22 protein-coding genes and 1 pseudogene are annotated in these 24,387 nt (G+C 64.0%); 10 read left to right on the forward strand and 13 right to left on the reverse strand.

Features of this window, described 5'->3' with window-relative positions; genetic code table 11:
• Positions 1 to 18 precede the first annotated feature (18 nt).
• Complete coding sequence (locus ACVIGB_RS24155; protein WP_456720757.1) at positions 19 to 1,761, forward strand: ABC transporter ATP-binding protein/permease; 1,743 nt, start codon at positions 19 to 21, stop codon at positions 1,759 to 1,761.
• A gap of 281 nt (positions 1,762 to 2,042) precedes the next feature.
• Here the strand turns inward: ACVIGB_RS24155 and ACVIGB_RS24160 are convergent, their stop codons facing one another.
• On the reverse strand, positions 2,043 to 3,032 hold the full coding sequence (locus tag ACVIGB_RS24160; RefSeq protein WP_092124043.1) for a TorF family putative porin: 990 nt from the start codon (positions 3,030 to 3,032) through the stop codon (positions 2,043 to 2,045).
• Between the two features lie 404 nt (positions 3,033 to 3,436).
• On the opposite strand from ACVIGB_RS24160, the gene ACVIGB_RS24165 reads away from it, so the two are divergent.
• Positions 3,437 to 3,814 (forward strand): hypothetical protein, encoded by a 378-nt coding sequence (locus ACVIGB_RS24165; protein ID WP_456720756.1) that lies wholly within the window; start codon positions 3,437 to 3,439, stop codon positions 3,812 to 3,814.
• Between the two features lie 185 nt (positions 3,815 to 3,999).
• On the opposite strand, the gene glcF is transcribed toward ACVIGB_RS24165, so the two are convergent.
• Together glcF and ACVIGB_RS24175 are read right to left on the reverse strand one after the other, a co-directional pair.
• Positions 4,000 to 5,316, reverse strand: a complete 1,317-nt coding sequence (gene glcF, locus ACVIGB_RS24170) for a glycolate oxidase subunit GlcF (RefSeq protein WP_212313590.1) — start codon at positions 5,314 to 5,316, stop codon at positions 4,000 to 4,002.
• Complete coding sequence (locus ACVIGB_RS24175; protein ID WP_456720755.1) at positions 5,313 to 6,551, reverse strand: FAD-binding protein; 1,239 nt, start codon at positions 6,549 to 6,551, stop codon at positions 5,313 to 5,315. The genes glcF and ACVIGB_RS24175 overlap by 4 nt, the downstream gene beginning before the upstream one ends.
• A gap of 315 nt (positions 6,552 to 6,866) precedes the next feature.
• On the opposite strand from ACVIGB_RS24175, the gene ACVIGB_RS24180 reads away from it, so the two are divergent.
• Positions 6,867 to 7,352: a putative quinol monooxygenase gene (locus ACVIGB_RS24180; RefSeq protein WP_456720754.1), complete on the forward strand. Its 486-nt coding sequence runs from the start codon at positions 6,867 to 6,869 to the stop codon at positions 7,350 to 7,352.
• Positions 7,353 to 7,406: 54 nt separating this feature from the next.
• On the opposite strand, the gene ACVIGB_RS24185 is transcribed toward ACVIGB_RS24180, so the two are convergent.
• Positions 7,407 to 8,552 carry an acyltransferase family protein gene (locus tag ACVIGB_RS24185; protein WP_456720753.1) on the reverse strand — a complete coding sequence of 382 codons (1,146 nt, stop codon included), beginning with the start codon at positions 8,550 to 8,552 and terminating at the stop codon, positions 7,407 to 7,409.
• 274 nt (positions 8,553 to 8,826) lie between these two features.
• Between ACVIGB_RS24185 and ACVIGB_RS24190 the strand changes: the two genes are divergently transcribed.
• Entirely contained in the window at positions 8,827 to 9,375 is a 549-nt protein-coding gene (locus ACVIGB_RS24190) for a hypothetical protein (protein ID WP_456720752.1), read from the forward strand.
• Between the two features lie 136 nt (positions 9,376 to 9,511).
• Here ACVIGB_RS24190 and ACVIGB_RS24195 read toward each other — a convergent pair whose 3' ends face one another.
• Positions 9,512 to 11,005, reverse strand: coding sequence for an FAD-linked oxidase C-terminal domain-containing protein (locus ACVIGB_RS24195; RefSeq protein ID WP_092124038.1), 1,494 nt, complete (start codon positions 11,003 to 11,005; stop codon positions 9,512 to 9,514).
• A 250-nt stretch (positions 11,006 to 11,255) separates the two neighbouring features.
• On the opposite strand from ACVIGB_RS24195, the gene cycA reads away from it, so the two are divergent.
• The gene (cycA, locus tag ACVIGB_RS24200; protein ID WP_092124037.1) at positions 11,256 to 11,648 is read left to right on the forward strand and encodes a cytochrome c-550 CycA; all 393 of its coding nucleotides are present in this window, start codon (positions 11,256 to 11,258) and stop codon (positions 11,646 to 11,648) included.
• A gap of 60 nt (positions 11,649 to 11,708) precedes the next feature.
• Here the strand turns inward: cycA and poxB are convergent, their stop codons facing one another.
• The gene (poxB, locus tag ACVIGB_RS24205; protein WP_456720751.1) at positions 11,709 to 13,445 is read right to left on the reverse strand and encodes a ubiquinone-dependent pyruvate dehydrogenase; all 1,737 of its coding nucleotides are present in this window, start codon (positions 13,443 to 13,445) and stop codon (positions 11,709 to 11,711) included.
• 83 nt (positions 13,446 to 13,528) lie between these two features.
• On the reverse strand, positions 13,529 to 14,512 hold the full coding sequence (locus ACVIGB_RS24210; RefSeq protein WP_456720750.1) for an alpha/beta fold hydrolase: 984 nt from the start codon (positions 14,510 to 14,512) through the stop codon (positions 13,529 to 13,531).
• Positions 14,513 to 14,876: 364 nt separating this feature from the next.
• Here ACVIGB_RS24210 and ACVIGB_RS24215 point away from each other — a divergent pair, with 364 nt between their 5' ends.
• Positions 14,877 to 15,053, forward strand: coding sequence for a hypothetical protein (locus ACVIGB_RS24215; protein ID WP_171948016.1), 177 nt, complete (start codon positions 14,877 to 14,879; stop codon positions 15,051 to 15,053).
• Positions 15,054 to 15,129: 76 nt separating this feature from the next.
• On the opposite strand, the gene ACVIGB_RS24220 is transcribed toward ACVIGB_RS24215, so the two are convergent.
• Both ACVIGB_RS24220 and ykgO read right to left on the reverse strand, forming a co-directional pair.
• A complete protein-coding gene (locus ACVIGB_RS24220; RefSeq protein ID WP_371821749.1) occupies positions 15,130 to 15,801 on the reverse strand; it encodes a tetratricopeptide repeat protein in 672 nt (223 codons plus the stop codon).
• A gap of 105 nt (positions 15,802 to 15,906) precedes the next feature.
• On the reverse strand, positions 15,907 to 16,032 hold the full coding sequence (ykgO, locus tag ACVIGB_RS24225) for a type B 50S ribosomal protein L36 (protein ID WP_002718645.1): 126 nt from the start codon (positions 16,030 to 16,032) through the stop codon (positions 15,907 to 15,909).
• A 460-nt stretch (positions 16,033 to 16,492) separates the two neighbouring features.
• Between ykgO and ACVIGB_RS24230 the strand changes: the two genes are divergently transcribed.
• The 4 genes from ACVIGB_RS24230 (at position 16,493) to ACVIGB_RS24245 (ending at position 19,630) form a co-directional block, all read left to right on the forward strand.
• On the forward strand, positions 16,493 to 17,377 hold the full coding sequence (locus tag ACVIGB_RS24230) for an amidohydrolase family protein (protein ID WP_097671664.1): 885 nt from the start codon (positions 16,493 to 16,495) through the stop codon (positions 17,375 to 17,377).
• A 164-nt stretch (positions 17,378 to 17,541) separates the two neighbouring features.
• The gene (locus ACVIGB_RS24235; protein WP_456720749.1) at positions 17,542 to 18,384 is read left to right on the forward strand and encodes a dienelactone hydrolase family protein; all 843 of its coding nucleotides are present in this window, start codon (positions 17,542 to 17,544) and stop codon (positions 18,382 to 18,384) included.
• Positions 18,381 to 19,124, forward strand: coding sequence for a haloacid dehalogenase type II (locus ACVIGB_RS24240; RefSeq protein ID WP_456720748.1), 744 nt, complete (start codon positions 18,381 to 18,383; stop codon positions 19,122 to 19,124). The genes ACVIGB_RS24235 and ACVIGB_RS24240 overlap by 4 nt, the downstream gene beginning before the upstream one ends.
• Before the next feature lie 20 nt (positions 19,125 to 19,144).
• Entirely contained in the window at positions 19,145 to 19,630 is a 486-nt protein-coding gene (locus ACVIGB_RS24245; protein WP_456720747.1) for a YbaK/EbsC family protein, read from the forward strand.
• Positions 19,631 to 19,731: 101 nt separating this feature from the next.
• Here ACVIGB_RS24245 and ACVIGB_RS24250 read toward each other — a convergent pair whose 3' ends face one another.
• From ACVIGB_RS24250 to ACVIGB_RS24265, 4 genes and pseudogenes are all read right to left on the reverse strand, one after another.
• The gene (locus ACVIGB_RS24250; protein ID WP_456720746.1) at positions 19,732 to 20,085 is read right to left on the reverse strand and encodes a hypothetical protein; all 354 of its coding nucleotides are present in this window, start codon (positions 20,083 to 20,085) and stop codon (positions 19,732 to 19,734) included.
• A gap of 148 nt (positions 20,086 to 20,233) precedes the next feature.
• Positions 20,234 to 20,332: pseudogene (locus ACVIGB_RS24255) on the reverse strand (tripartite tricarboxylate transporter substrate binding protein); the annotation flags it as partial.
• Positions 20,333 to 20,746: 414 nt separating this feature from the next.
• On the reverse strand, positions 20,747 to 23,182 hold the full coding sequence (locus ACVIGB_RS24260; RefSeq protein ID WP_456720745.1) for a Nal1-like putative serine protease: 2,436 nt from the start codon (positions 23,180 to 23,182) through the stop codon (positions 20,747 to 20,749).
• A gap of 187 nt (positions 23,183 to 23,369) precedes the next feature.
• Entirely contained in the window at positions 23,370 to 24,284 is a 915-nt protein-coding gene (locus ACVIGB_RS24265; protein ID WP_342724370.1) for a LysR family transcriptional regulator, read from the reverse strand.
• Positions 24,285 to 24,387: the final 103 nt, after the last annotated feature.

Consider the following 24,387-nt stretch of genomic DNA (forward strand, 5'->3'; position numbering starts at 1 on the left):
CCCCGGAGACGATAATCTGTGAACAACATTCGCTCGACGCTCGCGACGGTGTGGCGCATCGCCTCGCCCTATTTCAACTCCGACGACAAATGGGCAGGCCGCGGACTTCTGGCAGCGGTGGTGATCATCGAGCTCGCCAGCGTGTTTCTGACCGTGCTGTTCAACCGCTGGAACAATGTTTTCTACAACGCGCTGCAGGAGCGTGATCAGGCGGTCTTCACCTATCAGATCGGCTATTTCTGCGTGCTCGCGGCGTTCTGGATCGGCCTGAAAGTCTACCAGCTCTATCTCAATCAATGGCTGCAGATCCGCTGGCGGCGCTGGATGACCACGCGTTATCTCGGCGGCTGGCTGCACGACGCCAACCACTATCGCATGCAACTGCTCGGCGACGCCGCTGATAACCCGGACCAGCGTATCGCCGACGACACCCAGCGCTTCGTCGAACAGACCCTGACGCTCGGGATCGGACTATTGAGCGCCGTGGTGACGCTTGCTTCCTTCGTCTTCATCCTGTGGGGCCTTTCCAATCAGGCGCCGCTGCATCTGTTCGGCAAGGACCTCGCGATTCCCGGCTATTTGGTGCTGGGCGCGCTGGTCTACGCGATCCTCGGAACGGTCTTGACCCATGTGATCGGCAGGCCGCTGGTCGACCTCAACTTCCGGCAGCAGCGGTTCGAGGCCGATTTTCGCTTCAACCTGGTGCGGACCCGTGAGAACGCCGAGCAGATTGCACTGCTCCACGGTGAACCGGCCGAGCGCACGCGATTGCTCGATCGCTTCGGCTTCGTGGTCGGGAACTGGCTCGACATCATGCAACGAACCAAGAAGCTGACCGCGTTCACCGCGACCTATTCGCAAGCCGCCGTGATCTTTCCGTATGTGTTGATCGCACCGGCTTATTTCGCCAACAAGATCCAGCTCGGCGGCATGATGCAGACCGCGTCCGCCTTCAGCAGCGTGCAGGATTCACTGTCCTTCTTCATCTCGGCCTACCGGACGCTGGCCGAATGGCAATCAGTGGTCGCGCGTCTCGATGGCTTCGAGAACTCGATCCGCGGTGGCGATGCGCTCGCGCAGCGGCAGGACATCATCCACGTCAAGCCCACAGGCGGTGACGCGATCGATCTCGACGATCTCCTGGTCACCCTGCCGGACGGCAAGCCGCTGCTCGCAGCGGACGGCTTCAGCCTTCGCGACAATGAACGCACCCTGGTCACCGGTCCCTCCGGCGCCGGCAAGTCCACGCTATTCCGCGCAGTGGCCGGCATCTGGCCGTTCGGCCGCGGCTCGGTCAATATCCCGGCCAATGCCAGCCTGATGATGCTGCCGCAACGTCCCTATCTGCCGATCGGCTCGCTGCATGACGCGGTGGTCTATCCGGGCCAGGCCGCGAGCTACGATGCGGGACGGGTCCGCGAGGTCCTCGTGGCGGTCGGACTGCCGCAGCTCGCGGCGCGGCTCGAGGAAGAAGCGCACTGGAACCGGATGCTGTCGCTCGGCGAGCAGCAGCGGCTCGGCATCGCCCGGGCGCTGCTGCATGCGCCGCAGTTCCTGTTCCTCGACGAGGCGACGGCCTCGCTCGACGAGCCGTCGGAGGCCGCGCTGTACCGACTGATCGCCGAGAAGCTGCCCGACACCACGGTGGTTTCGATCGGCCACCGTTCGACGCTCGACGCCTTCCACCAGCGCAGCATTTCGCTGGTCCGCGACGGCGACCGCTTCACCTTGCGTGACAAGGTCGAGGCCGCCGCGTCGTAACTGCGTGACGAGATTAAGGTCGAACAGCGACCGCGATGGCGCTGCGCTCCCGCTCCCCGTTCTTACGGGGTCGAGACGAGCGAAGCTCGCTCTTGGAGGGTTGGGGTGGGGGCCTCCGCGCATTTGGCGATAGTCATGTTTGCGGAAACTCCCCCTCACCCGGATCGCATCTTCGATGCGATCCGACCTCTCCCCGCACGCGGGGCGAGGTGGAGCGGCGCCCGCAAAACAAAGGGGGCGGCAGATTGCTCTGCCGCCCCCGCGATCCTCGGAAGAGGAAATTACTTCAGGTTGGACATCGCGGTCAGGTCGACCGAGAGCTTGGCGATACCGGCTGCGCCGCACCAGTTGGAGCCCGTGCCGCCCGGATTGATCGGGGTGACGTTGGTGGTTCCGCCCGCGGTGAAGTCGCTGGTGAAGGCGCTGCAATTGCCCTTCGACAGGTCGGTGTCGGAGTAGCGCAGATCGAGCGTGAACACCTTGTAGGTGAAGCCGATGCCGATGTTCCAGGTGTTGTAGTCGGCATACTTGATGCCGTTCGGGAACGCCGGAACGCCGTAGAAGCTATCGGAGGTGCCGAGCCACTGCCGGCCGAACTCACCCGACACATACATGCCGACGCCGCTGGTGCCGAACACGGTGCTCGGCGCAGTGTACTTGCCGATGATCGAGGAGTAGTTGCCCCAGGCGCCGGTGTTGAGGAAGTTGGGCGAGTAGTACTCGTTGATGGTGAACGCCCAGTTGTCGTTGATGGTCCAGGTCGCCTTGCCGTAGACTTCGAAGAACGAGACGTCCTTCTTCATCACGTTGCCGTTCAGCAGGGCGTTGGCTGCGCACTCCGGGCTGAGCAGCTTGCCGGCGGTGTCGGTCGGCGCGCCGAAGTAGCAGGTTCCACCCGGATACAGGTAACCCCAGACACCGATGTCGAAGGCGAAGGCGCCGAAGGTCGGGCGGATACCGCCGTAGACGTCGACTTCAGCCGCAGCGCGGTTAGCGAAGGAGATGCTTTCGGTCGAGGTGCCGATGTAGAGCTGCAGGTCCTTGTTGACGTTGTAGCGCGGCTCGAAATAGGCGGTGACCGACGGATTGTGGTTGGACTGGGTGACGCCGCGGAAGATGTAGTCGCTCATGATGCCGGCGCCGAAGGCGACATCCCAGGGATCGAAGGGAGCCGGCGGCGGCGCCTTGACAGCCTTCACCGCCATGTCAGCTGCCATTGCCGAGCTCGAAATCATTGCTAGCGCCGTTGCTAACAAAGCCAGTTTCTTCATGACGATCCCCATCTACTTTTCAAGACAGCCCAGCTCCGGTGGCCCCCAGGGCGCGCGATAACGGACTGCAACTCAATCGCGTGGGATCAATCTGAGGCCCGTGCACGGTACCGTGAAGGCGAAAAGACATGCATCTGCCGACTTTTTAGGCGTTCTGGGCTCCTCGCCACACGTTGGTTGGCGGGTGTTGCATTTGCACCACAAGACTCAAGGCTCCCGCCCCGGTTGAGCGGCACGCAAAATCGGATTCGAGCAACAGTTCGACATGCTGTGGTCGGTATCGACGCGAATCGCGCCTCCGCAAAACTACGGACGGCCGATACGGAAAAAGCCGCAGCGGCGTCCGCTGCGGCTTCGATCAGGTGAACCGGTGTAGGTTCGGCTAGTGGTGCTCGCTGTCGGAAGTGCCCCAGCTCGGCGCCGGCTCGTGGCTCGGCGTGGCCCAACTCGGGGCCGGCTGCGGCTCGGGCGCCGGGGGTGCTGCGACCGGGGCGGCCGGCTTCGGCGCGGCGGCCTTCTTCGGAGCGCTCTTCTTGGCGGCCTTCTTCGCAGCCTTCCTGGGCGCGGCCTTCTTCGGCGCGGCCTTCTTCGCAGCCTTCTTCGCGGTCTTCTTGGCTGACTTCTTTGCAGACTTCTTCGCGGCCTTCTTCGCCGTCTTCCTGGCCGACTTCTTCGCGGACTTCTTCTTCGCCGCTACCGCCTTCTTGGCCTTTTTGGCCTTCTTGCTTTTCTTCGCCTTCTTCGACTTCGCCATCGTGGTCCTCCTGTTGCCGCTGATTTGAGTCCACCGCGTATTGAAGTGATCGCTTGCCGGTCAGCAGCTGCACCTCGAGGAGAGGCACCTTCCACTTCGCTTGTCGGGCATGATAGCCGCGCGATCGCTTCGCGTCTGTAGCAGGGAAGCGCCGGTCCTTCAGTTTGCGTCAGGGCAAGGCTGGGGTCCGGATCATGCTCGAATGGCAGTCGATCAATTCAATCCTGGCCGGGGACCTCCTGTCGCCCAATCGAGAAGCTCAATCGTGTGCACCACAGGAACTGACGTACCGCCGGCAATCTGAACCATGCAACCAATATTGCCCGCAGCGATCATGTCCGGTTTGACAAGCGCAATATTGGCGACCTTGCGATCGCGCAATCTGCTCGCAATGTCGGGCTGGAGAATGTTGTAGGTCCCCGCCGAACCGCAACACAAATGGCTCTCGGGCACATCTTTCACCACGAATCCATTCTTGGAAAGCAATTCTTTCGGAAGTTGAGTGATTTTCTGTCCATGCTGCAACGAACAAGCCGAGTGATAGGCGACGGTGATGTCGCCTTTCTGCGTTGAAGGCGCGAGCTCGAGGCCAGCGAGATACTCGGTGATATCCTTTGCCAGCGCCGAGATTCGCTCGGCCGGCTCGGCGAATGTTTTGTCCTCGCGCAGCAGGTAGCCGTAGTCCTTGACGACTGTCCCACAGCCCGAGGTCGTCACCAGAATGGCGTCGAGCCCGTTCTGGTCCGCTTCCCTTTGCCACACCGTGACGTTGGCCCGTGCGCGCGCCAGCGCGTCGGCGTCCTGTCCCATGTGATGGGTCAACGCGCCGCAGCATTGCTCGTCCTTAACCAGCACCACCTCGACGCCGTGCCGGGTCAGCACGTTGATCGCGGCCTGATTGATGCGTGGCGCCAGCACCTGCTGGGCGCAGCCCTGCAGCAGCGCGACCCGCCCACGCCGACGGCCGGTCGCCGCAAACACAGTTCCCGCAGCCGGACCCGGCGGCGGCAGGCTGCGCGGCGCCAGCGCCAGCATGGCCTTGATCCGCCGCAGCAGGCCCGGGCTCGCCGCACCGACCGACGGCGTTGGCAGCAGCGCTGTGAACGGACGGGCAAGCCCCGCCAGGATCATGCTGATCCGGAACAGGCCCGGCCGCGGCAGCACGAAGGCGAGCACCGATCGCAGCAGCCGCTCGGTCAGCGGCCGCTCGTAATCCCGCTCGATCCTGACCCGGGCCTGGTCGACGAGGTGCATGTAGTTCACGCCCGACGGACAGGTGGTCATGCAGGCGAGGCACGACAGGCAGCGGTCGATATGCTTGACCACGTCCGCCGTCGGCGGCTTGTCCTTCTCCAGCATCTCCTTGATCAGGTAGATGCGGCCGCGCGGGCTATCGAGTTCGTCGCCGAGCAGCACATAGGTCGGACAGGTCGCGGTGCAGAAGCCGCAATGCACGCAGGCGCGCAGGATCTTGTCGGCTTCCTTGATGTCGGGATCGGCGAGCTGCGCCAGGGTAAACTCGGTCTTCATGCCCCCCCGCCTCGAATCATCCGGCCGCGGTTGAGAACCGATCTCGGATCGAAACTCGCCCGGACCCGTTCGCCGAGTGCGGCAAGCCCGGTCGGCTGCGGCTGGAACACGTCGACCGCACGGCGCACATCCTCGGTGGCGCGGATCAGGGTGGCGTGCCCGCCAATCGGCTCGACCTGGCCGCGGACCAGCGCGGCCTGCGCGTCGGCATTCGGCGGCACCGCGGCCCAGATCAACCCGCCGCCCCAATCGTAGATCACATCACCGCCGGTGGCGCGCGACAGCGCCTGGCCCAGCGCGCCGCCTGAAGCCGGCGGGCAAACGATGCGCCACACCGGCCAGGCCCCGAGCGTGCCGTTCGCCGCGAACGGCACCACGTCGCGCAGCGCGCTCCAGATCAAGGCCGAGGCGTCATCAGTGAGGCTGTCGACCGTTCCATAGGAGGAGAGTGTCTGGCTGAGCGAGGCCGCCCGGTGCGCCGCCGACGCCGAAATGCCCTCAAGCCGCACCAGCGTGACCGGCTGGCCGGAGCCTGCGAGGCCGGCGAACGCGCCGGTCCCGGACCGCAGCGCCGAACCCGGCAAATGCGCCGCACCCGACACGTCGAAGGGCGAGCCCAGCGCTGCCGTCATCGCCTTGTTGGCGGTGACATCGTCGAGCCCGCGCAGCACCAGCGTCCGCTCGGCTTCCGGCTTCGGCATCACCTTGAGCGTCACTTCGGTCATGACCGCCAGCGTGCCCCAGGAACCGGTGAGCAGCTTGCAGAGATCGTAGCCGGTGACGTTCTTCACCACCCGCCCGCCGGTCTTGAAACTGTCGCCGAAGCCGGACACCGCGTGCGCGCCAAGCAGATGATCCCGGGCGCCGCCGGCCTTGATGCGGCGCGGACCGGCAAGGCCGGCGCCGATCATGCCGCCGATCGTGCCGGCTCCCGCGCTGCCGAGCAGCACGGACATGTCCATCGGCTCGAAGGCGAATTGCTGGTTCTTGGCGTCGATCAGGGATTGCACGTCAGCGAGCGGCGCGCCGGCCTGCACGGTGATGATCAGCTCGTTCGGCTCATAGGAGCTGACCGCGTTCAGCACCGAGACGTCGAGCACCGCATTGGTCGCCATCGGATGGCCGACGGCGCGTTTCGATCCATGACCAATGACCTCAAGCGGCTGCTCGCTGGCGACAGCGGCGCGCACCACCTCTTCGACGTCCTGGACGTCTCTGACTTTCAGCGTTTCCACCCGCTAGGCGGTAACGAAATTCGGCGCCGAAATCAAATGCGACGAACCCCACCGTCGCAACGCCGACGGAATGACCCGGGAGCGGGGCTTGCCGCCCGACAATGGTGGGAACGGCGGTCGGGCCACCCTGCTCGAGGTTTTGGCCGCATCGCGCCTCCTGCGCAGGCGGAGACGCAACACTTCGACCGATGTCGAACCATTTTCACGACATCGACATTTCGACCGTCGCCTAACCGAGTGCGCAGCGCGATCCCCTATCTGTCGCATTGCGGTTCGGCCGGCAAGACGGTTGGCGCACTTCATCTGGAGGCGATCATGAAACGTTCGGACGTCACGACCACGACGATGATGCTCACCCGACGATCGGCCATCGGCTCGTTCGCCGCGATCATGACGATCGCCGGCGTCTCGCCCTGGACCGGATCGCAAGCTCGATCGGAGCAAAGCAACGGAGGAATGCAAATGAAGCACTATGCGATGAGCACGAGAACCATCAGCGATGCGATCAACACATCAGGCCTGCTGGTCGTGGCGCAATGGGAAGCCAAGGAAGGCCGGGCCGACAAGGTCGCGGCAATCCTCGACGGCTTCCTGCCCGAGGCGCAGAAGGACCCCGGCACCAAGCTGTTCCTGATCGGCCGCGGCAAGGACAATCCGGCGCAGTTCCTGTTCTACGAATTGTTCCAGGACGAAGCGGCGTTCAAGGCACATGCGGAGAGCGCCTACTTCAAGACCTACATCGCGGAGCAGGCACTTCCCCTGCTGGCCAAGCGCGAGCGGACGCAATACGTGCTGCTGTAATCGACAGAGCCGCGGGAGGGCTTGTGATGCAGGCCCTCCCCCTCCGGTGCAGTATCAGACCGACGCGCGGCTGCCGCCGAGCGTCGCAGCCAACTCGATCCGCTCGGGCGATTTGCGCCAGAAGGCTGCGATCGAAATCCGGGAGAGCACCGCCGCCTCGATCCGTTCGACCTGCGCCCTGAGCCGCAGCGCATGTTTCTCGACCAGATGCCAGGACGCGACGGCGACGCCGAAGGCCAGCGGCAGGCTGATCAGGATGTTCAGATACCAGTGCTGAACCGGCGGGCCGAACGCGGCAACGCACTGCTGGATGACGAACCCATAGAGATAGAGCCCGTAGGAGTAATCGCCTGACGACACGAGCCAGTTCCGCCGCGGATTCATGAGGCCGAGATAGCACGCGACATAGGCGGCCGGCACCGGCGCCAGCGCGTCGCCGCGCCCCGTGGCCATGCCGGCGGCGCACAGCAACAGCGCGACCAGGCACGCCGTGCGGTTGTACGGCACCTTGTCGCGCCAAAGGTAGAAACCGACACCGGCAAGGAAGCAGAACACCAGAAGGTGCGGGCGAAGCTGGATCGGCACCTCCTCCCAGCGGTAGACGTCGTAGCTCACCAGCCCGACCTGAACGATCACCAGGAACACAAGGTAGGCCACCCTGTTGAAGCAAATCGTGGTCACCGCGAGCAGCGCCAGGATGACGTAGCACCACAATTCATACGGCACCGTCCAAAGCTGGGCATTCACCACGTCCGGCAGCGGATTGTGCAGGAAGACGCCCGGCAGCTCGTAATGGATGTCGCCGACGATATTGAGAAAATAGGCGTGGAATTTCGGGTCGGCGACATACTGCGCCAACGGCAGTTCGGTGAACACCGAGCCGATGATGACAGCCGACAGCGTCGTCTCGACCGCGAGCGCGGGCCCGATCCGAAGCACGCGCAGGCCGAGGAAGGAAATCAGGCTCTTGCACCGCTGCAGGCTCGCCGTCACCAGGAAGCCGCTCAAGGCAAAGAACAGCGCGAGGATCATCGCGATCGCGACACGGAACGAGCTCAATATTTCCAGCGCCCGGCCGAGCCCGAGTGTCACGTTCAGGCTGTGAAGGCAGATGATCGATACCGCCAGCGCAATCCGCATGTAGTCGAAACCTGCGGGCCGATTGCGCGAAAGAGCCAGTTGATCAGCCAGGCTGAACATGGGTTGCGTTTCCGGGGACACCTGCGTCTTGCCGACACTATCGAGCAATCAGCTAAGGCCGTGTAAACGCTGGACGTTGCTGTTCTGGCCGCAGGCGGAGGATGATCCGGCGATTCACGCTGCGCGCGCCGGCAACCGCAGCAACCGGTTAAGGTTGTCGGCTGACTAGCGCGATCGGTCGAATTTTATCGACCGATCCTGGCGGATCGACGGGTCCTTAGGGTGTGCTGCCTCTTAATGGATTTTTGTAGCCTGCCGTCACAGAACTCCAGACATGACATTCGCGGAACTCCTCGCAGCGGCCTTTTGGCCCATGGTCGCGCTTTTCGCGGTCCTGTTGACAATGACCAAGGACACCGTTCTGTTGCGCTACGTCCTGACGGCAGCGCTGGTGACGGTCTTTCTCTATTTCGGCCTATGGGTCGCTGACCCCGCGAGTTCGATCGTCGCAGTTTTGGATTTTTATGTGTTCGGTGCACTGCTTGGCGTCTTGGGGGCGGGAACGTGTCTTAAGCGGTTGCTAACTGGGCCGTTCGATATCAGGGCATGTTTGTTTTCGCTTGTGGCCGTGCTCATCGCCTTCCTCAATCTCGAGATCCTGTATCAGGATTTTTTCCACGCTCCCATTGTTCTCGAGGGCCGTGCACAAAATCTGCGAATTCAATCGCACCGAGGTGGATCGCAATACGTTGTCGAAATTGCGAGCCAAACGGTGAAGGTCACAACACCGGTCTACGAGCGCCTCAAATTCAACCCGAATGTACGTGCGGAAATCGGACGAGGATCGAACTACATCTATAGGATCGACTATCTATCAAACTAGCAGTTGCTGCCCAAGCCGGTGCTAAGCAGCCAGGGCGGCGATGTCGCTCGATCCGCCTCGGGTCAAATGCCGTCGACGGTGGCGAGCCCGCGATTTCCGCCTTGCCCTCGAAGCCCCACGCCTATGAGCACCCGCCCTAGAACCGCGGGATATCCGGGAAGGCCAGCTTGCCGGCGTGGACATGGACGCGGCCGAGCTCGGCGCAGCGGTGCAGGGTGGGAAACACCTTGCCGGGGTTGAGCAGACCCTCCGCATCGAAGGCGCATTTCAGCCGCTGCTGCTGGTTGAGGTCGATCTCGGTGAACATTTCCGGCATCAGGTCGCGCTTCTCGATGCCGACGCCATGCTCGCCGGTAAGCACGCCTCCAAGCTCGACGCAGCAACGCAGGATATCGGCGCCGAACGCCTCCGCCTTCTCGATCTCGCCCGGCTTGTTGGCATCGTAGAGGATCAAGGGGTGCAGATTGCCATCGCCGGCGTGGAACACATTGGCGACGCCGAGGCCGTATTTCTCCGAGAGCTCGCGGATCCGCGCCAGCGCCTTCGGCAGCGCGCCGCGCGGGATGGTGCCGTCCATGCAGAGATAGTCCGGCGAGATGCGCCCGACCGCCGGGAATGCCGCCTTGCGGCCGGCCCAGAACAGATTGCGCTCGGCCTCCGAGGTCGAGATCTGGCAGGAGGTCGAGCCGCAGCCTTGCGCGATCGCCTCGACCCGCTTGATCAGTTCGTCGACCTCGACCTGGGGCCCGTCGAGCTCGATGATCAGCAGCGCCTCGACATCGAGCGGATAGCCGGCATGGACGAAGGCTTCCGCGGCGTGGATCGCCGGCTTGTCCATCATCTCCATGCCGCCGGGGATGATGCCGGCGCCGATGATGGCGGCCACGCATTCGCCGGCCGCCTCGACCTCGGCGAAGCCGACCATCAGCGCGCGCGCCGTCTCGGGCTTCTGCAGGATGCGCACCGTGATCTCGGTGATGACGCCGAGCAGCCCCTCCGAGCCGGTGATGATCCCCATCAGATCGTAGCCGGCATTCTCAGCCGACTTGCCGCCGATGCGCAGGATCTCGCCCGACATCAGCACGATCTCGCAGCCGAGCACATTGTTGGTGGTCATGCCGTATTTCAGGCAGTGCACGCCGCCGGAATTCTCCGCGACATTGCCGCCGATCGAGCAGGCGATCTGCGACGACGGATCGGGCGCGTAATAGAAGCCGGCATGGGCGACCGCCTGGCTGATCGCGAGATTGGTGACGCCGGGCTCGGTGACGACAACGCGGTTGTCGAAGTCGATCTCGCGAATCCGCTTGAACTTGCCGAGCCCGAGCAACACGCCGTCGGCGAGCGGCAGCGCGCCGCCGGACAGCGAGGTGCCGGAGCCGCGCGGCACCACCTTGATGCCCTGCGCTTGACAATATTTGAGGACCTTCGCGACCTGCTCGGTGGTATCGGGCAGCACCACGACCATCGGCGGCTGCCGGTAGGCGGTTAGGCCGTCGGATTCATAGGCCAGCATCTCGGCGGCGCTGTCGATCACGCCCTCGCCCGGGACGATTGCGCGCAAGGCGGCGACGATTTCGGCGCGGCGGGCAAGGACGGCCTGATCGGCCGCCGGCATCATGATGGACATCGGTGTTCCCTCGGAGCGCTCGGCGCGCTTTGCGGATTTGTTACGACAAATCAATCAGGTCTGCACCTGTTTCGGTCACCCTGTTTCAGTCACCCTGCCGAAGGTCGGATTGCCCCGCCCCGCAATGGCGAGTTCTCTCTCGGACAAGCGGACCGCCATGAAACCTGTCAAAGTTTCGTGGCTTGTCCTGTCCAAGCCGGACATGCCACAAACCAAACGCTACCCCCCGGGACGAAACGAAGAGAACCCCATGAACCTAAAGACCTTGAGCGCGCTGGCGGTCGTCACATCGCTGGCCACCGCATCCTCCGCGCTGGCGCAGGATGCCGCCGCCGGCAAGACCTCGTTCAACAAATGCCTCGCCTGCCACGCGATCGGCGAAGGCGCCAAGAACAAGGTCGGGCCCGAGCTCAACGGCCTCGACGGCCGCCATTCCGGCACCGCGCCGGACTACAGTTATTCCGATGCCAACAAGAATTCCGGCATCACCTGGAACAAGGAAACCTTCCTCGAATACATCAAGGATCCGAAGGCCAAGATCCCCGGCACCAAGATGGCCTTCGCCGGCATCAAGAACGAGACCGAAGCCAACAATCTGTGGGCCTACGTGTCGTCGTTCGACAAGGACGGCAAGCAGAAGTAATCGGCGGTATCGGACGTCGTCCGCCCTGCGCCAAATGCCAGGGCGGACGTGTGACCGCGATCAGCGTGGCAACAGATTGGTCTTGGCGAGATCGACCACCTCGTCGCCGCGGCCGCTCATCACGGCGCGCAGCACCCACAGGCTGAAGCCCTTCACCTGCTCGAGCGTAATGGTCGGCGGCATCGACAATTCCTGCGTCGCGGTCACGACGTCGAGCACGGCCGGGCCGTTATGCGCGAAGACGTTGCGGATCGCGCCCTCGAGCTCGCCGGGATCCTCCACCCTGACGCCGTGAATGCCCATGGCGCGGGCCATCGCCGCGAAATCCGGATTCTTCAGATCGACGCCGGTCTCGATGAAGCCGGCGGCCTTCATCTCCAGCGCGACGAAGCCGAGCACGCTGTTGTTGAAGATCACGACCTTCACCGGCAGCTTCGCCTGGGTCAGCGTGATCAAATCGCCCATCAGCATCGCAAAGCCGCCGTCGCCGGACATCGACACCACCTGACGCCCCGGCTGCGCCGCCTGCGCGCCGATCGCATGCGCCATCGCATTGGCCATCGAGCCGTGCACCCAGGAGCCGACCAGACGGCGGCGGCCGTTCATTTTCAGGTAACGCGCAGCCCAGATCGTCGGCGTGCCGACGTCGGCGGTGAACACCGCGTCCTCGGTCGCCTGCTCGCTGAGCAGGCGCGCGAGGTATTGCGGATGGATCGGCTTTTGCCCCGGCTTGCCGCGGGCAAGATCGTCGAGCCCGGCGCGGGCGTCCTTGTAATGCGCGAGGCTGGCGTCGAGAAACTTGCGCTCGGTCTTGACGGTCAGCTTCGGCAGCAGCGCGGCGATGGTCTCGCCGACGTCGCCGACGATGCCGAGATCGAGCTTGCAGCGGCGGCCGAGATTTTCCGGACGGAGATCGACCTGGGCGATGCTGATGCCGGTCGGGAAGAACTGCTTGTAGGGAAAGTCGGTGCCCAGCATCAGCAGCACGTCGCAACCGTGCATCGCGGCATAGCCGGAGGAGAAGCCGATGAAGCCGGTCATGCCGACATCGTAGGGATTGTCGTACTCGACATATTCCTTGCCGCCGAGCGCATGCACGATCGGGCTCTTCAGCGTCTCGGCGAGCTTGATCAGGCCGTCATGCGCGCCGGCGCAGCCGCGGCCGCAGAACAACGTGATGCGCTTGGCGCCATTGAGCAAAGCGGCCAGCGCGTTCAATTCGGCATCGGCCGGACGCACCACCGGCACGGGCGGCAGCAGGCCGGCGTTCGGCGCGATGTCGCGCTTCGGCGCCGGCCGCATCGCAACGTCGCCCGGCAGCACCAGGACGGCCACGCCGCGCTTGCCGACCGCGGCGCGGATCGCATTCTCCAGCATGTAGGGCAGTTGCGCCGGATCCGATACCAGCTCGCAATAATGGCTGCATTCGCGGAACAGGTCCTGCGGATGGGTCTCCTGGAAATAGCCGCCGCCGATCTCGGCTGATGGAATCTGTGCCGCGATCGCCAGCACCGGCGTGCGGCTGCGATGCGCGTCGAACAGGCCGTTGATGAGATGGAGATTGCCCGGGCCGCAGGAGCCCGCGCATACCGCAAGGTCGCCCGTGATCTGGGATTCGGCCGCGGCGGCGAAGGCCGCGACCTCCTCATGGCGCACATGCAGCCAGTCGATCGTGCCGCGCTTGCGCAGCGCCTCGGTCAAGCCGTTGAGACTGTCGCCGACGACACCGTAGATGCGCTTCACGCCGGCCTGGGCGAGGGTTTCAGCGATGAGGTCGGCGATGTTGTCGATCCGCATGGGGCTTGTCCTTTGGGTGATATCTGTCGAGCCGCGCAGCCGCATGATGTTCGGCAGGCTGCAACCGCGCAAGCCTCACCGGATCACAGATTCGCGGGGACAGTCTTGTCCGCTGTTGCTGCCGGTTGGACCAACCGGTCGGCCATCGCCTCGATCTCGGATGCGACGAGATCGGGCGCCGCGTACTGCACCATGTGGCCGACACCCGGCAGCACGATGAGCTTCGCGTTCGGCGCTGACGCAGCGAGCGGCCGCGAATGGATGCCGGTCGAGACCGTCTTGTCGACATCGCCCGAAATGATCGACAGCGGCGCCTTGATCTCCGCATAGCGCGGCGCCTGCTCGACCACGGCGGCCTTCAGCGTGACGAGGTCGCGCGCATTGGCGATGAATTCGCGCGGGCGCAGCAGGAGCAATGTCTCGCTGTCGTGGACGAAGTCGGCCGGCATCGGCTGCGGCGCGAACACGCCGCGGACGCCTGATTTCGTAACGAGATAACCGAGCGGCAGCGTGATGGTGTGCGCCAGCAACGGCCCGATCAGCGGCGTCGAGATCACATCATTGTAGCGGCCGGCGCCGCCACGCCAGGGATAGGCGACCGGGGCGAGCAGCACGACACCCGCGACGCGGTCCGGATGATCCAGCGCGATGCGCAGCGCGAGCGCACCGGCCCAGGAATGCGCCACCACGATCGCCCTGATGATGCCGAGCCTCGTCAGCGCCTCCGCGATCATCCGGCCCTGGATCGCGGGCGTCGAATCCGCCACGCGCTCGCGCATGCTCCAGCCATGGCCCGGCCGGTCGATCAGGATCACCCGGCGTGTTTTGGCAATGCGGTCGCCGAGCGGCCGCATTGCGCGGAGATTGGAGCTTGCGCCATGCAGCATCACGACCGGCGGCCCCGCGGCATCGCGCGGGCCGAGTTCGACCACATGCAGCCGCGCGCCGGTCACATCGACCATGCGGCCCCGAGGCGGAAAGGCCCCCTGGATGAGGATGACGCCGATTTGCGTCGCCAGGGCCAGCGCCAGCCCGGCGGCCGCCAGCGCAATGATCGCGGTTAACATCGAGGGGATCCGGAAGATCTTGGGTAATTGGAGTGTCTTGGGCACCTGAAAATTACGACGAAGCCGAAGTCAGGTTTCGCGTCGATTTGCCCGCAGCCCTGGGATGCCCTTGTTCGGAAAGCCAATTTTCGGTTGTCCGGTTCGCGCCCAAGGCGCAGTTGTCCACAATCCGCCCAGCCTGTGGATAGCGGGTTCATCCCACCGTCATTAGTAATTCCATAGATTGCCGGTGGCAATTTCGCCATCAGAGGCGAGGCTTCATCGAAACCGGGACGCACCCGGGATGCCTCTTGGCTTGTACACTGAATCCACAGGAACCTGCGTCCGCACGACGAGTTCAACGGGAAGTAATCGGAGGAGTACCATGATTTCCGACCCTAGCGATGTGGCCATCGATCAGATCGTGGCGAGCTGCAACGGCGACCTGCGCGGAGCCCTGAAGGCCCTGCTGCTCGTGAATGAGCACCTGGAGGCGGAGCTTCAGCAATTCTATGCGGCTGTCGCCCAGGACAGCGCATCCCGCGGCAAGTTCCTGCACTAGTCTCCTGCGCCGGACCGTATCGCGAGCAAGCATCAAGCTCGCGAGCAACGTCTCCCCTCGCGTCAATCGCACGCAATCAGATGTCGCGGCCTTCGACCTTCTCGGTCAGCTGCTTGACGATCTGCGGCACCTTCTCGAGGTAGGGATCGACAGCCAGCGCCTTGCGGAAGGCGTCCAGCGCGCGCTTGTCGTCGCCCATGTCCTGCATGATCATGCCGACACCCGCCAGCGCGCCGAAATGGCGGGGCTCACGGGTCAACACCTGCTGCAGGTCTCCCAGCGAACGGACGTAGTCGTTCTTGAGATAGTAGATCGTCGCGCGCCGGTTCCAGGCCTCGACATAGTCGGGCCGGAGCTTGATCACCGCGTCCAGAAGCTTCAGCGCCACATCGATATTCTGGGCGTCGAGCGCAGCCTTGGCGCGCACCATCAACAGCGCCGCGGTATCGCTCGGGGTTTGCAGCCACAGCGCCCAGATCCGCGCCTCGACGTGGCGGGCGCTGTCCTCATCGGGCGCAGCCTTCAGGGCGCCGAACAGGAAATCCAGCCCGCGGGTACGGTCGGCCGGAACCTTCGGCAGCTTGGTCGGGGCTTCGGGCAGTTTCTTCTGGGCCTTCGGCGGCGGGACCACCCGCGGATCGTCCTGCGCGGCGGCCGCGACAGGCATGGCCAGGACCGGCACGGCAAGCAGCGCGGCGATCAGGATCGCCAGCCGGCGGTTGCCAGGTCCAAGGAAGTTGAATCCCATGGCCCGAAGTCTAGACGCACAACGCCGCGCTGCAAAGCAGCACGGCGTCAAAGACCTGTGAAAGAGATGTGTTGGGATCGGCGCAATCGGCCGACCCGCGCCGGATCAACCCTGGCGCGCCTTGAAGCGGCGCTGGACCTTGTTGATCACGTAGACGCGGCCCTTGCGGCGGACCAGACGGTTGTTGCGATGGCGGCCGCGCAGCGACTTCAGCGAGTTACGGACCTTCATGGGACAATCCTGTTACTTCGAAAGGCCCGTGTTGGAGGCCGTACCTGATCAATGCCAATAGATGGCAAAATGGGATTATCCCGACAAGCGGCCTACCGCGCGGGACGGCCGCGTTCTAAGCCATCGGACCGTTGAATGTCAACCGAGATGGGCTGATTTTCGGCCATATCGCGGCCTGGAACCGGTGTCGGTCAACCTACCACGCCATTGAGATCACATCAGAAACGGCGACCGTCGCGATATCCGGCGCCAAGCCCCGATCCCGTCGCGGCGCCCTGACGGTTGATTCATGGCCAGCGAATCGTGCTCGCAGGCCGCGCTCGCGCCCACCCAAGGACCATTTCGCGGCCGAACCGAGCCCGCTTCGCCATCGCGTCCCATCAACTCAGACCGCTTGCGAAAATTGTTATATTATATAATTATTTCCCGTCACCAACAAACACGCCGCCGGGGAAGCCGAATGCCCAAGCTCAAACTGCCCGACATCGAAAAGGTCACAGCGATCGACATCCACACCCATGCCGAGGAGCCGTGCGGCATGCATGGCGACGACGGCTATGACGATTTCCAGGCGCAGATGGCCGACTATTTCAAGTCGCCGCACAAGCATCCGCCGACCGTGCCGGAGACCGCGGCCTATTACCGCGCCAAGAACATCGCCGCGGTGATCTTCCCGGTCGACGCCGAACGCGAAACCGGTTTCCGCCGCTACAAAAATGAGGAGATGCTGGAGATCGCCTCAGACCATCTCGACGTGCTGATCCCGTTCGTCTCGATCGACCCGCACAAGGGCAAACTCGGCGTCCGCGAGGCGCGCAAGCTGATCGAGGACTACGGCGTGCGCGGCTTCAAATTCCATCCGACCATGCAGGGCTTCTACGCCAACGACCGCATGGCCTATCCGCTCTATGAGGCGATCAACGAAGGCGGCGCGATCGCGCTGTTCCACACCGGCCAGACCGGCGTCGGCTCGGGCATGCCCGGCGGCATGGGGATGCGGCTGAAATACTCCAACCCGATGTACATGGACGACGTCGCGGCCGACTTTCCCGACCTCAAGATCATCCTCGCGCATCCCTCCTTCCCCTGGCAAGAAGAGGCGCTCTCGGTCGCGACCCACAAGCCGAACGTCTATATCGACCTGTCCGGCTGGTCGCCGAAATATTTCCCGCCGATCCTGGTGCGCTACATCAACTCGATCCTGCAGGACAAGATGCTGTTCGGCTCCGACTGGCCCGTCATCACGCCGGACCGCTGGCTCGCCGACTTCGCCAAGCTCGATATCCGCGAGGAGATCCGGCCCAAAGTCCTGAAGGCCAACGCGCGCAAGATTTTGGGGATTTAGAGCATGATCCGGAAAAGTGCGAAGCGGTTTTCCCTCGCGACAAACGCGGAACGCGTTTGCGCGGAGATCATCCTCAAATAACGAGATGAGATCATGATGCGATTCCGTGGAAGCGCATCATGATCTAAGGGAGTATCGTCGGCCGCACGCTTGCGGGGCGGCCGATGACGAACCGGGCCCGACTTGCCACCCTCCTCGCCGTGCTCCTGGTCGGGAGCGCGGGCGGCAAGCCTGCGGCGGCAGCCGAGGTGCCCTCTGTGCTGGTCGAGTTCGAAAGCCCGCTCAACAACGCGCAGCCACTGCAGGGCCTGTTGCGGCGGCCGGAGCGACCGGGTCTCCTGCCCGCCGTGGTGTTGCTGCATGGCTGCAGCGGGCAGTGGCGAGAACTCGACGAGCGCTGGGGCAAACGGCTCGCGGCCTGGGGCTATGTCACGCTCACCGTGGACCGGTTCGGCCCGCGTGGCATCAGCAACACCTGCACCGGCGATGCTCCTGCCGCAACGGTTCACGACGCCTACCGCGCGCTGAGCTTCCTGAGCCGACAATCCATGGTCGATCCGACACGCATTGCCGTGATCGGCTTTTCGCAAGGCGGATGGCTCGCATTGTTCTCGGTCGAGCACGGTGCGATCGAGGTCAACGCGACGGAAAAATTTCGCGCCGCCGTCGCCTTCTATCCGCGCTGCCTCGGCATCAAGGGCAACATGACCGTGCCGACCCTGATCATGGTCGGCGAACTCGACGACTGGACGCCGGCGCAAGAGTGCCGGAACCTCGCGGAAGGCCGCGACGATGACGGCATCTCGCGGCAGCAGGGCCTTGGTTATCCGATCGAGCTGATCGTCTATCCCGGCGCCCATCACGATTTTGACGTACCGCAATATCGCACACCGGGGCGGCTGCTCGGTCATCACCTCGAATTCAACGAGCAGGTCCGCGATCAGTCCATCGACGCACTCAGGAAATTCCTGTATGCGACGATCGGCGGGCAAGAGAGACCACGATGACAATCAAGGCAATCGTCTTCGACGCCTATGGCACGCTCTACGATGTCCAGTCGGTGGCCGAAATCACCGAGGATGCATTCCCCGGCTATGGCGACATCATCACCCAGGTCTGGCGCATCAAGCAGCTCGAATACTCCTGGCTGCGCACGCTGATGCGGCGCTACCAGGATTTCGCCACAGCGACCCGCGATTCCCTCGCCTACACGCTGCGCTGCCTCGGCCTGCAATATGACGAAGCGACCTTTGGGCGCATCGTCGACAAGTATCAGCATCTTGCGCTGTATCCGGATGCCGTCGCCGCGCTCGAGGCGATGAAGGACAAGAAGCTCGCGATGCTCTCCAACGGCAGCCCTGACATGCTGAATGCGCTGGTGCGCAATTCGGGGCTCGACCGCCTGCTCGATGCAACCATCAGCGTCGATGCCCACAAGGTGTTCAAGCCGGCGCCCGAGGCCTACACGCTGATCGAGGAGGTGCTGAACGTGCCGCCCGCGGAGGTTCTGTTCATCTCCTCCAATCCGTGGGACGCCTGCGGCGCCAAGGCATTTGGACTCAATGTCGCCTGGATCGAGCGGGTGACGCCGGAAGCGATGGCGCTGGCCTGCGTCGAGAGCGAGACGGTCGCCCCATTGACGATGTTCAAGGCGCTGCGTACCCAGATGGACGAGCTCGGCGTGGTGCCCGATCACCGGATCCACGGCCTGTCCGAACTTCCTGCCCTGGTGTCTGCCAGATCCTGACTAGCAAGGTCCTGAACGTCATGAGTCTCGCCTCCGTCCGCGCCTTCTTCGCCGAGAAGGCGCCCGATATCTCCGTGATCGAATCCGCTGTGAGCTCTGCGACCGTCGCTTTGGCGGCGGAGGCCTATGGCGTCGAGCCGGCGCGGATCGCCAAGACGCTGAGCCTGCGGGTCGGCGACCGCGTCGTGCTGATCGTTGCCGCCGGGACGTCGCGGATGGACAACAAGAAGGTGAAGGCGGCGTTCGGCGGCAAGCCGAAGATGCTCGGCCTCGACGAGGTCGCCGACATCACCGGCCACGAGGTCGGCGGCGTCTGCCCGTTCGGGCTGAAGACGCCGCTGCCGGTGTATTGCGATGTGTCGCTGAAGGCATTCGACGTCGTGGTGCCGGCCGCAGGCTCGACCCACAGTGCGGTGCGCATCACGCCCGACAGGATGGCGGAACTGACCGCGGCCGAATGGGTCGATGTCTGTGAAGTCAGGTCTCAGACCGAAGTCAGTGCGTAGCTTCGGTTCTGATTGAAACAGAACCGAAGCTCTACATTCTTGTTTTGACGCGTTTTCTTCACGCGAACCGGTGTTCACTTCGCTCGAAAACGCTCTAGACACTAATCCTCATCATCGTCGGGCCGCGGCGGCGCAACCGGGGCCGGCTGCATCTGCTGCGGCGCGCGCGGCCGCTGCATCGGCTGCGGTGCGCGCCCCTGCGTTTGTGCCTGTTGTTGCGCATTCGACTCGAACACCGCACGGCAGGAACTGCCAAGCAGCGTCGTGTTCTGCCGCAGGCAGGCGACGATCCGGTTGGTGTCGGGAATCTGATCGCTGCACAGCCGCATCACGTCCGGCGTGCACGCCATCTGCTGTTCCCAGGTGCCGCGATACTCCTGCGACAACGCAGGCGCCGCGGCGCCAAGGCCGCCGATCGCGATCGCTAAGCTCAGGACAATCCGCTCCGTCTGCATGCCCAGTGCCTTTATTCAATGAGAGTTCGATTTCATCCGCGCACGCGGGTTCCCCGCGGCGACTTGCTTCAAAAATGGCAAATGAATGCGGCCAAGGATCGTTCGTGCAGACAACAAAATGTGAAGGCCAATGGATCCAGGTTCCCTGTTCGACCTTGCCGATCTTCTTCACCGCCGCGATCAAGCGCGCGCTGTCGTCTGCAACAAATTTTGAAAACTCCGGCGCGTCCAGATAGGCGGCCGGACTCCTGCAGGAATTCGCGACGCTTCATCGAGAGTCTCTTCCCCATCATCTTTTTCGCAATCACGGCTGATCGCGATGCCGCGGCGAGCGCCGCAGCTTGTCCGCATGGTGCAGGAGCGGGACGCTGATCTCGAGCGTCCCACGCGTCGCAGCCGATGCGGGCTGACCGGGGAGGATCAGGCCTTCCGGATGAAGTCTCAGTTCACGACGGGATTAGGTTGAATGGCAGTCGCAAGCACGGTGCGCTCCCTCTCCCGCTTGCGGGGGAGGGCTGGGGTGGGGGCTCTCTCCGCGAATCGCATCGTGGAGAGAGCCCCCACCCGCATCGCATCTTCGATGCGATGCGACCTCCCCCGCAAGCGGGAGAGGTAGAGCCAGTCTGCCGCAAGACCGATTCAACCTGACTTTCATGATCCGTTAGCGCCGACGCCCCGCCTTGCGCGTCTTTCCAACCGACCGCTTCCTGGCCGCGCCGCGCTTGGTCGCGGTCTTCTTGCTGGCGGCTGCGCGGCGGACCGGGGCGGCCGCAGCCGGACGCTTGCGCGCCACGGCCTTCTTGACCGCTTTCCTCGCCGAATTCTTGGCCGCTTTCTTGGCTGCCTTCTTCGCGGCTTGCGGGCGCGCGCGCCGTGCCGTGGACGCACTCCGGCGCCGCGCTCTGCCTCCCCCGACGGGAACGATGTGGTCGTCCGCATCGAGTGTGAGCTGCTGGAGCGGATATGCAGGAAGGAAGCTCGGATCGTTGTAGAGCTTGCTCAGACTGCCCTGATCGAACTTGCCGCCCTGCCCGCGATCTTCGCCCGCACCGGCGCGCCAGGCCGCTTCCCAAACCCGGGCCAAGGTCTTGGCGCCGTCCTGCATGCAGGCCGCCGTCGCATCCTTCAGCTTCGACCACATCACGTCGACCTGGCCACTCCCCATGTGTGAATTGAAAAGATTGACGATCGTCATGGGCGGCAGGCGCTTCACGGTTCGCTGCATCAGCGCGACCACGGCGACCGCAGCATCGCGCCCGGTCGGCGTGCCGCCCGCAACGATCTCCGCGACGTCGCTGGTCCGGGCGTCGGGGATCATCTTGATGAGATCCTTGCCGTGGCGGCCGATCATCGTAGTCTCGTACACGCTGTGCACCTTGGCGTGCGCCTTGTCGTTCAGATCGAGGCCATGGTGGAATTGCGAGATGTGCAGCGGCTGGCAGGCATCGCCGATGTAATGCGCGACGATTCCCGCGGCGCAGACGAACTCCAGCTTCTTGTTGGCGGCGGCATATTCGACCATCTCGTCGAAGATCTGCCAGACCCGGAACGGCAACGCGCCGCGACGGTCCTCGCCGATCCCTTCGTAGTAGTCATTCCAGACTTTCGGATCGACGTTGCGCGTCGACTCGGCGCAAAGATCCAGCAGCGTCTTGCCGTCCTTGCCCGGCTTGTCCATGTCGGCGAAATGGTTGCTCTCGTCGGTGTGCCGGGTGAAGCGCCAGACCAGGTCGGCGACGTCGGCCAGCGGCGCGAATGCGCCGCGCTGATATGGCTTGAGGTCGGCAAGCAGCTTGTCGTCGAGGCCGATATTGTCGGAATTGGCGTCCATCATGCTCGAGAGCTTGGGAAGCTTCGCATCGATCAGGCCGGTCGCATAGGCGCCGATCTTGACGTGTCCCCATTCGCCCCAATACTCGGTGTGGCCGGCATTCCAGTCGCCGATCAGCTCGACATCGAGCTCGCGGCACAGCGTCGCCATGCAGATGCCGAGCGCGACCTGCATCGGAATCTTGCCGCCTGATCCGAACAATTCCTGGCCGCCCCACTCGAGCGCCAGGGGACTGAGGATGCGCGCGCCGCCGGCGTTCTTCTTCGCGTCCGGATCGTCGAGAAACCAGATCGTGCCGGAGTCACCGGGATAGTTGTTGAGCGGCGTATCGCTGTCGCGCGGACCGATCACGAAATCGCTGACATATTCCATGCCGCCGACGGTCTTGTAGCGATAGAACAGGCCGATGATCTTGCCCTTCATCAATCCGCTGGTCGCACCGAAGGCGATCAGCGGCTGGTTGATGATCTCGAGGCGGAAGGTGCCGACATTGAGATCGACGACGTCGCCGACCTGCCCGACGCCGTAGACCTGCGCGGTCCAGCCCTTGACGTCGTCGACGCGGATCAATCCGGCATCGAGATTGGCCACCACGCGCGCGCCGGGCCAGCCGGGATAGACGTCGCTGAAGGCGCGCTTGCCGAGCTGCAGCGCATCGCTGACGCCGAGACGCCGCTCCGTGTTCTTGAAGCCGGCGAAGATCTCGCGCCCGGCCGCGCCGACCACGTGGCGGTTGGAGAGTGCAAACACGGTCTCGCCATTGGTGACGAGACAGCCGATCGAGCCGCGATGGATCTTGCCCTGGATCATGGTCTGGACCGGAAAGCCGCCGCCAACCAGATCGCTCTTGAACACCGGCGGATCGACGACGCCGGGGCTGTCCTCGTTCGGGTCGACCTTGACGACGCAGGTGGGGACGACGCGCCCGTCAGGCAGATACAGGAACGGAGGCACCAGCTGGTCCTGCTTCTCCGGATGGTTCTTCAGCTCGGAGCGCTTCATCCAGTCCCGGACAAAGACGAGGATGCAGGGCCACGACCAGTCCTTGACCGACGAATTGAACAGCGTGCGCGGTCCGAGCGCCTGCGGCTTGGAATGGTGCCGCCGTTCGGTCGCGTTGCGGTCGCTGTCGCGGATCAGATAACGGCCGATCGCCGTGGCGTAGACCGATTGCAGATGGGCCAGATGCACGTGATAAGCCTCGCGGGCATCGAGCAGATCCTTCACCGACAATGACGTGAAATCGTGCTTGGTCAGATCAATCATCTGGTTCCTCCGAAAATGCGCTTTGCGGCAACAGGTTCAGGACGCAGAAATAGACGATCGCGGCGGCCCACGATCATGGGTTAGTTCACACAACTTATACAATTTAAAAGGGATGACACGAATGTGACGGGTCACGCGGCCTTCAGCCGCGTGTGCGGTGTCGACTACTTCCGGTGAGCGCGGCTCTCTATTTCCGCTGGGCGCGGCCTTTGGCGAAATGGCTGGCGAGGAAATCCGCCAACACCTCGACGCGGGCGGGACGCGGGCCGCCCGGCGGCGTCACGAGATGCACGGCGCCCTCGGGCTGCTTCCAGCCTTTCAGGATCACCTCGACCTCGCCGCGCGCGATCGCGTCGCCGACGATGAAGTCGGGCAGATCGGCGATGCCGAGGCCGGCGAGCAGCGCGGGCATCACGGCCTCGCCATTGTTGACCCGCAACTGGCCGGCGGGACGCACGCTCGCCTGCTCGCCTGACGCGTTGGTGTAGTGCCAGACGCCCTGGGTCGAGAGGTAGGCGTAGCCGAAGCATTTGTGCTCGGCGAGATGCATCGGATGGGTCGGCCGGCCGTAGCGCTTCAGATAAGACGGCGCCGCCACCGTGTAGCGCGGCATGCCGCACAGCCGCCGCGCGATCAGCGAGGAATCCGGCAGCCGCGCGATCCGCAGGCCGGCATCAAAGCCTTCGCCGATCAGATCGACCGTCGCGTCGCTCAAATGCAGATCGATCGCGACCTCCGGATAGGCCTCCATGAATTCTGGCAGCAGCGGCGCCACCGTCTTGACGCCGAAGGTCATGGGCACCGCGAACCGCACCAGGCCCCGTGGCGTGGTCGATTGCGCCAGCGCCTCGCTCTCGGCGGCCTCGCCGTCGGCCAGCAGCCGCGCGGCGCGCTCCGACAATTTCTGGCCGGCATCGGTCAGCGCCAGCCGCCGCGAGGTGCGGTTGAACAGCCGCGCGCCGAGCCGCTCCTCGAGCCGGCTGACCGCCTTCGAGACCGTCGCCTTGGACAGCGAGAGCTCGGTCGCGGCCGCCGCAAACGACCGTAATTCCATGACTTTTGCGAAGATCGCGAGCGCCTCGAAGTCCGGCAGTTTCGACATGGGCCGCTGTCCTGATCGTTCAATTCGGAAACAATGAGTTTCAATAGTTTCTATTTCTATACCACAGCCGGAGGCATATCCAAGTGCCATCAAATTCAATCGG

The organism is Bradyrhizobium sp. USDA 4341, from assembly GCF_054063755.1.

Bases quoted from the DNA above. Each gene is read 5' to 3' on its own strand.
- ACVIGB_RS24160 (WP_092124043.1), bottom strand. From the start codon at position 3,032: ATGAAGAAACTGGCTTTGTTAGCAACGGCGCTAGCAATGATTTCGAGC.
- glcF (WP_212313590.1), bottom strand. From the start codon at position 5,316: ATGAAGACCGAGTTTACCCTGGCGCAGCTCGCCGATCCCGACATCAAG.
- ACVIGB_RS24180 (WP_456720754.1), top strand. From the start codon at position 6,867: ATGAAACGTTCGGACGTCACGACCACGACGATGATGCTCACCCGACGA.
- ACVIGB_RS24185 (WP_456720753.1), bottom strand. From the start codon at position 8,552: ATGTTCAGCCTGGCTGATCAACTGGCTCTTTCGCGCAATCGGCCCGCA.
- ACVIGB_RS24190 (WP_456720752.1), top strand. From the start codon at position 8,827: ATGACATTCGCGGAACTCCTCGCAGCGGCCTTTTGGCCCATGGTCGCG.
- ACVIGB_RS24195 (WP_092124038.1), bottom strand. From the start codon at position 11,005: ATGTCCATCATGATGCCGGCGGCCGATCAGGCCGTCCTTGCCCGCCGC.
- cycA (WP_092124037.1), top strand. From the start codon at position 11,256: ATGAACCTAAAGACCTTGAGCGCGCTGGCGGTCGTCACATCGCTGGCC.
- poxB (WP_456720751.1), bottom strand. From the start codon at position 13,445: ATGCGGATCGACAACATCGCCGACCTCATCGCTGAAACCCTCGCCCAG.
- ACVIGB_RS24210 (WP_456720750.1), bottom strand. From the start codon at position 14,512: ATGTTAACCGCGATCATTGCGCTGGCGGCCGCCGGGCTGGCGCTGGCC.
- ACVIGB_RS24215 (WP_171948016.1), top strand. From the start codon at position 14,877: ATGATTTCCGACCCTAGCGATGTGGCCATCGATCAGATCGTGGCGAGC.
- ACVIGB_RS24220 (WP_371821749.1), bottom strand. From the start codon at position 15,801: ATGGGATTCAACTTCCTTGGACCTGGCAACCGCCGGCTGGCGATCCTG.
- ykgO (WP_002718645.1), bottom strand. From the start codon at position 16,032: ATGAAGGTCCGTAACTCGCTGAAGTCGCTGCGCGGCCGCCATCGCAAC.
- ACVIGB_RS24230 (WP_097671664.1), top strand. From the start codon at position 16,493: ATGCCCAAGCTCAAACTGCCCGACATCGAAAAGGTCACAGCGATCGAC.
- ACVIGB_RS24235 (WP_456720749.1), top strand. From the start codon at position 17,542: ATGACGAACCGGGCCCGACTTGCCACCCTCCTCGCCGTGCTCCTGGTC.
- ACVIGB_RS24240 (WP_456720748.1), top strand. From the start codon at position 18,381: ATGACAATCAAGGCAATCGTCTTCGACGCCTATGGCACGCTCTACGAT.
- ACVIGB_RS24245 (WP_456720747.1), top strand. From the start codon at position 19,145: ATGAGTCTCGCCTCCGTCCGCGCCTTCTTCGCCGAGAAGGCGCCCGAT.
- ACVIGB_RS24250 (WP_456720746.1), bottom strand. From the start codon at position 20,085: ATGCAGACGGAGCGGATTGTCCTGAGCTTAGCGATCGCGATCGGCGGC.
- ACVIGB_RS24260 (WP_456720745.1), bottom strand. From the start codon at position 23,182: ATGATTGATCTGACCAAGCACGATTTCACGTCATTGTCGGTGAAGGAT.
- ACVIGB_RS24265 (WP_342724370.1), bottom strand. From the start codon at position 24,284: ATGTCGAAACTGCCGGACTTCGAGGCGCTCGCGATCTTCGCAAAAGTC.